Annotated in this window: 7 protein-coding genes; all 7 read left to right on the forward strand. The window is 47.4% G+C overall.

Translation table 11 applies throughout. The annotated features are described in order from the left end of the window. Nucleotides 1-12: 12 nt before the first annotated feature. The 7 genes from DXC57_RS14605 to DXC57_RS14635 all read left to right on the forward strand — a co-directional run bounded on the left by DXC57_RS14605 (nucleotide 13) and on the right by DXC57_RS14635 (nucleotide 6,996). Complete coding sequence (locus DXC57_RS14605) at nucleotides 13-987, forward strand: substrate-binding domain-containing protein (RefSeq protein WP_107001676.1); 975 nt, start codon at nucleotides 13-15, stop codon at nucleotides 985-987. A gap of 24 nt (nucleotides 988-1,011) precedes the next feature. After that, entirely contained in the window at nucleotides 1,012-2,040 is a 1,029-nt protein-coding gene (locus tag DXC57_RS14610) for a galactose ABC transporter substrate-binding protein (RefSeq protein WP_118653304.1), read from the forward strand. 247 nt (nucleotides 2,041-2,287) lie between these two features. After that, nucleotides 2,288-3,379, forward strand: coding sequence for a substrate-binding domain-containing protein (locus DXC57_RS14615; RefSeq protein WP_181357250.1), 1,092 nt, complete (start codon nucleotides 2,288-2,290; stop codon nucleotides 3,377-3,379). A gap of 112 nt (nucleotides 3,380-3,491) precedes the next feature. Beyond that, complete coding sequence (locus DXC57_RS14620) at nucleotides 3,492-5,000, forward strand: sugar ABC transporter ATP-binding protein (RefSeq protein ID WP_107001613.1); 1,509 nt, start codon at nucleotides 3,492-3,494, stop codon at nucleotides 4,998-5,000. A 14-nt stretch (nucleotides 5,001-5,014) separates the two neighbouring features. Continuing rightward, nucleotides 5,015-6,007, forward strand: coding sequence for a beta-methylgalactoside transporter (locus DXC57_RS14625; protein ID WP_107001612.1), 993 nt, complete (start codon nucleotides 5,015-5,017; stop codon nucleotides 6,005-6,007). A 376-nt stretch (nucleotides 6,008-6,383) separates the two neighbouring features. Further along, nucleotides 6,384-6,671, forward strand: a complete 288-nt coding sequence (locus DXC57_RS14630) for a hypothetical protein (RefSeq protein WP_227589388.1) — start codon at nucleotides 6,384-6,386, stop codon at nucleotides 6,669-6,671. A gap of 52 nt (nucleotides 6,672-6,723) precedes the next feature. Then, on the forward strand, nucleotides 6,724-6,996 hold the full coding sequence (locus DXC57_RS14635; RefSeq protein WP_107001611.1) for a hypothetical protein: 273 nt from the start codon (nucleotides 6,724-6,726) through the stop codon (nucleotides 6,994-6,996). Nucleotides 6,997-7,084 lie beyond the last annotated feature (88 nt).

Here is a 7,084-nt window from a genome sequence, read left to right on the forward strand (position 1 = left end):
ATGCGATATGGAGTGAGAAAAAAAAAGGAGCTGGTGCTCTGGGGAATCCTGTGTGTGGGACTTATTTTGCTGTATCTCCTTTCCTCCACGGATTGGATCATCAAGGAAAAAGAGGTGGAGGTCTACCCGGTGTCCCTGATTATCAGCGATACTTCGGATGATGATTACGTCAACTTCCGCAAGGGCGTGGATCAGGCGGCGGTTGAGTATAATGTAGATGTCAGCTTTATTACCCTGTATGAAAAGGATAATCTGGCACAGCAGATGGAGCTGGTGCGCCGGGAAGCGGCAGACGGTGCCGGGGCAGTGATACTGGAGCCGGTTGATGAGCTGGAATGCCGCCAATATCTGGAAGAAAATACATATGGAACGCCGATTATCCTGCTGGGTGAATTATCACCGGATGAGGAGGTCAAGGGGGCGGTTCATATGGACTGGACGGCAGCCGGGAGAAAGCTGGGCGAGGCGATTACGGCGGAACAGAGCCCCGATCTTCCTGTCTGGATCTTTGCAGATAACCCATATATCGGCAAGGCGGGGGAGATGAAGCAGGGGCTGACGGAGGTGCTGGAAAAACAGGGCTTTTCCTATACCATTGTGCCGCGCGGCACCGATGATACTTACCGTTCCGTCATTGAAAAAACAGTTTATCCGGGCAGCGGCACGGCGGTGGTGGCGGCACTGGATTTCGCCAGCACAGCGGAGGCGGCGGAGATTGTCGGCGGAAGCAGCGTGTACGGAAAATACATTTCCGGGCTATACGGCGTCGGGATGATGCCGTCCCTGCTGGATCAGCTTGACAAGGGGACAATCCGGGGGCTGGTGGTGACAAACCAGTTTGACGCGGGCTATTTTGCGGTCAAAAAAGCAGTGCAGGCGATTGAAAAAGAGCAGGAGAGAAGCCAGCTTTCATTGGAATCCTACTATATAGAGAAGGATGAGCTGCGCTCGAAGAAATATGAGAAGATGCTGTACCCGATTGATTAAAAATCCGGGAGGGAGTATAGAAAGATGAAAAAAAACGGAAAAAGCATTCAGATGGCGCTGGCACTTCTGGCAGTGGGCACACTTCTTTTAAATGGATGCAGCGCGGCAAAACCGGCAGAAAAAAAGAGCATCCGTATCGGTGTAACGCTGTACCGGGGCGAGGATGCCTTTATCAACAATATCCGTTCCAGCCTGGAGGAAAAGGCGAAGGAATATGAGCAGCAGACGGGCATTAAGGTCAATCTGGAAATCATGGATCCGAAGGGAAACCAAAATACGCAGAACAGCCAGGTAGATCGTTTCCTTTCCCTGGAATACGATGCGATCTGCGTCAATATGGTGGATCGCTCAGCAGCATCGTATGTCATCAACAAGGCGATGGATGCCGGGACGCCGGTCGTATTTTTCAACCGCGAACCGGTCGAGGAGGACATGAAACGGTGGGAGCACCTCTATTATGTAGGGGAGGACGCGCGGGAATCGGCGGTTCTGCAGGGAGAGCTTCTGGTGGATGCGTATCAGGAAAATCCGGGCAGTCTTGATTTAAATGGGGATGGAACCGTGGGATATGTGATGTTGGAGGGCGAGCGCAGCCATCAGGATTCGCTGATCCGCACAGAGTGGTCGGTGCAGACGATGCGCGACGGAGATATTCCGCTGGAAAAACTGACCGGTGGTTCGGCAAACTGGGATCGGAGCCAGGCGGCGGCGCTGATGGAACAGTGGATCCGCCAGTTCGGGGATGCGATCGAGGTGGTGATCGGCAACAACGATGAGATGGCGCTCGGAGCTGCCGAGGCGCTTGAACGCGTCGGTGACACAAGGGGCGTCAAGGTGGTCGGCATCGACGGAACCCCGCAGGGAATCGAGGGGCTTAAGAGCGGAAAACTGTATGGAACAGTCCAGTGTGACAGCGACGAGTATGCAGAAGTGATTTTTGAGATAGCTGCCGCTGAGGCACTTGGTCAAAATGTACAGGAAAAGGTCGAATTAGAGGAAGGAACCTATTATCAATGCAGTCAGAAAGCGTTGACTGTTGCTGATTTACCATAAAATCCCACAGTTTCACACCGGAAAAACAAGAATATGTGAATAAAATCACAAAGGATCTAAAAAAATTTTATATAAGAACCAAGAAAATTATATGGAAAAGTGTACAAACGATCCGTATAATAATGGTGTCGATAAGAAAAAATGACGAATCGGCGAAACTGTATAATGTGTGTATGCGGAAAATTTAACTGTTCGGTGGATCCGGACAGCGCAAACGGATACGCAAGTTTAAGGGAGGACAAACATTATGAAACTGAAAAAAGTAGCAGCACTTGGTTTGGCAACTGCAATGGCATTTTCCGTAACTGCTTGCTCCAGCAAACCGGCAGAGACAACTGCAGCGGCAGAAGAGACAACAGCAGCAGCTGACGCAGCAGAGACTGTTAAAGAAGCAATCGAAGGAAAAGATCCGGCAGAAGTTAAAGTTGGTATTTCTATTTACCAGTTCGCTGATAACTTCATGACACTGTATAGAAACGAACTTCAGAAATATTTAGTAGATGAGCTTGGCTTAAAGGCAGAGAACATCTCCATCATGGATGGTAAGAATGACCAGTCCGAGCAGATGAACCAGATCCGTAACTTCGTTACCCAGGGATTTGATGTTATGATCATCAACCTGGTTCAGGCTTCTTCTGAGCCGGATGTAACCAACATCTGCAACGAAGCAGGTATCCCGGTTGTTTACATCAACCGTGAGCCGGATGCTGAGAGAGAGCAGGCTTGGGTTGACGACGGCATCAAAGCTACTTATGTAGGTGCTGATGCTAGACAGTCCGGTACATATCAGGGTGAAGAGATCGCTGAGCTTGAGAACAAGGGTGATGCAGACGGCGACGGCGTTGTTCGTTACATCATGGTTCAGGGTGATCCGGAGAACGTAGATGCTCAGTACAGAACTGAGAAATCCGTTGAGGCTTTAAAGGCAGCTGGCGTAGAGGTTGAAGAGCTGACCAAGCAGCGTGGTGATTGGGATCAGACAAAGGGTCAGGAGATCACTGCTAACGCTCTGTCCCAGTACGGCGACAAGATCGATGTTGTATTCTGCAACAACGATGCTATGGCTCTTGGTGCTCTGCAGGCTATCGAGGCAGCTGGAAGAACTGTAAACAAAGATATCTACCTGGTAGGTGTTGATGCTCTGGTTGAGGTTGTTGAGAACGTTATGAACGACAAGATGACCGGTACCGTATTCAACGATTACTTCGGACAGGCTCATACAGCAGCTGACAAAGCTCTGGATTTCGTAAACGGCAAAGATGTTGACAACGTATACATGGTAGACTATGTAAAGGTTACAACTGAGAACGCTGGCGATATTCTGGAAATGATTAAATAATTGTAGCTGTTCAGAGAAGGACGGTTATGAACATATCACTCCCCTGCGGGGGAGTGAATAAAGTGTCGGGTGTGCAGATGGCACACCCGATTTTATGAAAGGAGAGAATGGGATGGCAGAGTACAGATTGGAGATGCGCGGGGTATCGAAAAGCTTCCCTGGCGTAAAAGCTCTGGACAAGATAAACCTCAAAGTACGTCCCGGCACCGTCCATGCACTGATGGGAGAAAACGGCGCTGGTAAATCCACCTTGATGAAATGTCTCTTTGGTATTTATCATATGGATGAAGGTGAGGTATATCTGGATGGAGAAAAAGTGGAGATCCACAATCCGGATGAAGCCCTTCACAGAGGACTGGCCATGGTACATCAGGAGCTGCAGCCGATACCTGAGAGAACGGTAGCAGAGAATATGTACACCGGTCGTTATCCAACCAAGAAATTTGGTCCGATTCAGGTCATCGACCATAAAAAGATGTTTGAAGAGACAGCAAAATGGCTGGACGATGTTAAGATGCCGTATAACCCGAAGGCAAAACTGGGAACCATGTCCATCGCCCAGATGCAGTCTGTCGAGATTGCCAAGGCTGTATCCTTAAATGCCAGAGTTGTAATTCTGGACGAGCCGACTTCCTCCTTGACGGATAATGAGGTAGAGGCGCTTTTCCGCATTGTCCGTGACCTGAAATCACGAGGCGTATCCCTCATCTATATTTCCCATAAGATGGCGGAGATTCGTGAGATTTGTGATGATATTACCATCATGCGAGACGGCACCTATGTTGGTTCCTGGCATATGGACGAGATTTCGGATGATGAGATCGTCAAACAGATGGTTGGTCGTGAGCTGACCAATATCTATCCTCCGAAGAATGATACAAAAGCCGGAGAGGTACTGCTGGATGTCAGAGGATATTCCAGTATCCATGATCGTTCCTTCCAGGATTGCTCCTTCACCCTTAGAAGAGGCGAGATTCTTGGATTCGGCGGCCTGGTAGGTGCTCAGAGAACGGAACTGATGGAAGGTATCTTCGGTATGCGTCATATTAAATCCGGAGAAGTTTATATTAAGGGTAAGAAAATGAACATTAAGCGTCCGCAGGATGCAATCCGGGGCGGTATCGGTATGATTACCGAGGACCGACGCGGAACTGGTATTCTGGGATGTCTGTCCATTGCAGATAATGTATCAATTTCCTCCCTGGATCAGTATTTACACTATGGTATCAAACTGAATAAGAAGAAGATTGAGCAGCTTGTCAAGGATAACGTGGCAAAGCTTTCAATCAAGACGCCGAGCAGTAAGACACTGATTCAGTCACTTTCAGGCGGTAACCAGCAGAAGGTTCTGATTTCCCGCTGGCTGGCCAACAACCCGGATATCCTCATCATGGATGAGCCGACCCGTGGTATCGACGTTGGTGCCAAGTATGAGATCTACCAGATCATGATTGACCTGGCAAAGCAGGGCAAAGGTATCATCATGATTTCATCTGAGATGCCGGAGCTGATTGGTATGTCGAACCGTATCCTTGTCATGTGTAATGGTCACATTACCGGTGAGGTACAGGGTGAGGAAGCAACTCAGGAGCGTATCATGAGCTACGCGACTAAGTTCTAAAGGAGGAAGAGAGAATGGATAAGAAACAACTGAATGTAAAAGATATATTGATCAATAACGGTATCGTTATTCTGATCCTGTTGATGGTTCTCTTTGTTGGTGTGACAAAACAGAACTTCTTCAGCCGTAGCAACTTTAGCAACATTTCCATCAACGTAGCATGCCGTTTCATCATCGCAGTCGGCGTATCCGGCTGTCTGATTACGAAAGGTACCGACCTTTCTGCAGGACGTCTGGTTGGACTTTCTGCCTGCCTGGCAGGTACTCTGCTCCAGAAGAGTGATTACAGCGGACATTTTGAACTTACCAAAGGATTTGGCGAGCAGAACGTATGGCTGATTCTCCTTATCTGTATTGCTATCTGCTGTGTATTTGGTCTTATCAATGGTATCGTAGTTGCTTACCTGAATGTACCGGCTTTCATCGGTACCCTGGGTATGCAGATGATCGTATACGGTATCAACCTGGTTTACACAAAATCCGTTCCGTTAGGCGGTTATCGTCAGGAGTATACCATCATTGCAAATGGTAACTTCTTCGGTATTCCGTACCTGTTCATCATTGCATTTGTCATCGGCGCGATCATGTGGTTCGTATTTAACTACACCCGCCATGGTAAATATATGTATGCAATCGGCGGCAACGAGGCAGCAGCAGAGGTTGCTGGTGTAAATGTTAAGAAAACCAAGATCATCATCTATGTAACAGCTACTGCACTGTATGCCATCGCTGGTTTCCTTCTGGGAGCTAAGTCCGGTGGTGCCGGTGTAAATACCGGTAACGGTTACGAGCTGGAGGCTATTGCAGCTTGTACCATCGGTGGTGTATCTGTAAACGGTGGTATCGGACGTATCTCCGGTGTTATCATCGGTGTACTTGTATTCGAGTTCTTAAAGACCTGTCTGCAGTTCCTTGGCATCGACCCGAACTACCAGTATATCGCACAGGGTATCGTTATCGTTGTTGCGATTGCACTGGATATCCGTAAGTACATTGCGAAGAAGTAATAAGATTAACTGTGTTCTGACGAGAATGTATGTACCATATGAAAAGTCGTCGGGAACCGTACATAAATATTGAAAACAAATCCAAAACTCCCTCTCCATGGATGCATGGCGGGGGAGTTTTTTATATAATGGGAGAATCCGTTGGAATCTCCTATTATATAAACAGCCCTGCCGGGCAGGATTTTTTCTTGTATAAATCTGAAAAGTTGTAATCGGCAGGGGGATGGTGGACGAGATGGCGTGCCAGCGCTTGCTTTGACAGTGACGGAAAAATATTTTTGGATTGCCTGAACTTATTTTTATGGATATAATAAGAGAAGAGGCTGTTTCAGAGTGAGCAGCAGAGAAAACAAGCCATATTCTGAAAGGAACAAGGATGAGCGAAAACGAAATGCTGGAAAAGAATGAGACGATAAAAGAAACAGTGAGCGAAAAACTGGAGACGGCGAAAGAAGCGGCAGAGGAGACAGCAGATAAAACTCTGGAGGAACTGGAAGCGGAGAATGAAAAGCTCCGCCGGGAGCTGGAACTCATGAAAGAAAAGACCATCAAAGAGCGCATCTATGACCATGTGCATGTCTCTGTGCGGACGATGGATATTTTTATCGGCGTGATGGTGGTACTGTTTGTGGTGGTTGTGGTGATGGGGATGCTGAATAAGTAGAAAGCAGCCGTGGTTAAAACTGTTTTGAGGATAAATGAGAGGAGGAAGAAAGATGATGTACCCATTTATGACCTTAAATGATGATACGGAAATTACCCATTCTGAAATGCGGGCAGATGGCAGGGTTAAAGTTTATATAGAAACACCCGATGAAAAAGATGGATTTCACAATGCGATATGCTATTTGCCAGATTACAAGTGGGAGAATATAAATGGTTATTCAGATATGGAAATGAGTTATTTCAAGAAACTGATTCGGGAAAATGCACACTTGATTATGGAGTTTTCACAAGAGGGAGGAATTCTGAGTGCCGCAAATTTTTAGGACAATAAGCGGGAATCCTCGGCAATTTAATTACCGAGATGAAAGCGCAGGAGTGTGCATATCTGCACAATGCAAATAGTATAATAAT

The organism is Clostridium sp. TF06-15AC (genome assembly GCF_003481165.1).
Taxonomy (GTDB): domain Bacteria; phylum Bacillota; class Clostridia; order Lachnospirales; family Lachnospiraceae; genus Otoolea; species Otoolea fessa.

Excerpts from the sequence above, each read along its gene's own strand:
- DXC57_RS14610 (WP_118653304.1), top strand. The coding sequence starts at position 1,012 with ATGAAAAAAAACGGAAAAAGCATTCAGATGGCGCTGGCACTTCTGGCA.
- DXC57_RS14615 (WP_181357250.1), top strand. The coding sequence starts at position 2,288 with ATGAAACTGAAAAAAGTAGCAGCACTTGGTTTGGCAACTGCAATGGCA.
- DXC57_RS14620 (WP_107001613.1), top strand. The coding sequence starts at position 3,492 with ATGGCAGAGTACAGATTGGAGATGCGCGGGGTATCGAAAAGCTTCCCT.
- DXC57_RS14625 (WP_107001612.1), top strand. The coding sequence starts at position 5,015 with ATGGATAAGAAACAACTGAATGTAAAAGATATATTGATCAATAACGGT.
- DXC57_RS14630 (WP_227589388.1), top strand. The coding sequence starts at position 6,384 with ATGAGCGAAAACGAAATGCTGGAAAAGAATGAGACGATAAAAGAAACA.
- DXC57_RS14635 (WP_107001611.1), top strand. The coding sequence starts at position 6,724 with ATGATGTACCCATTTATGACCTTAAATGATGATACGGAAATTACCCAT.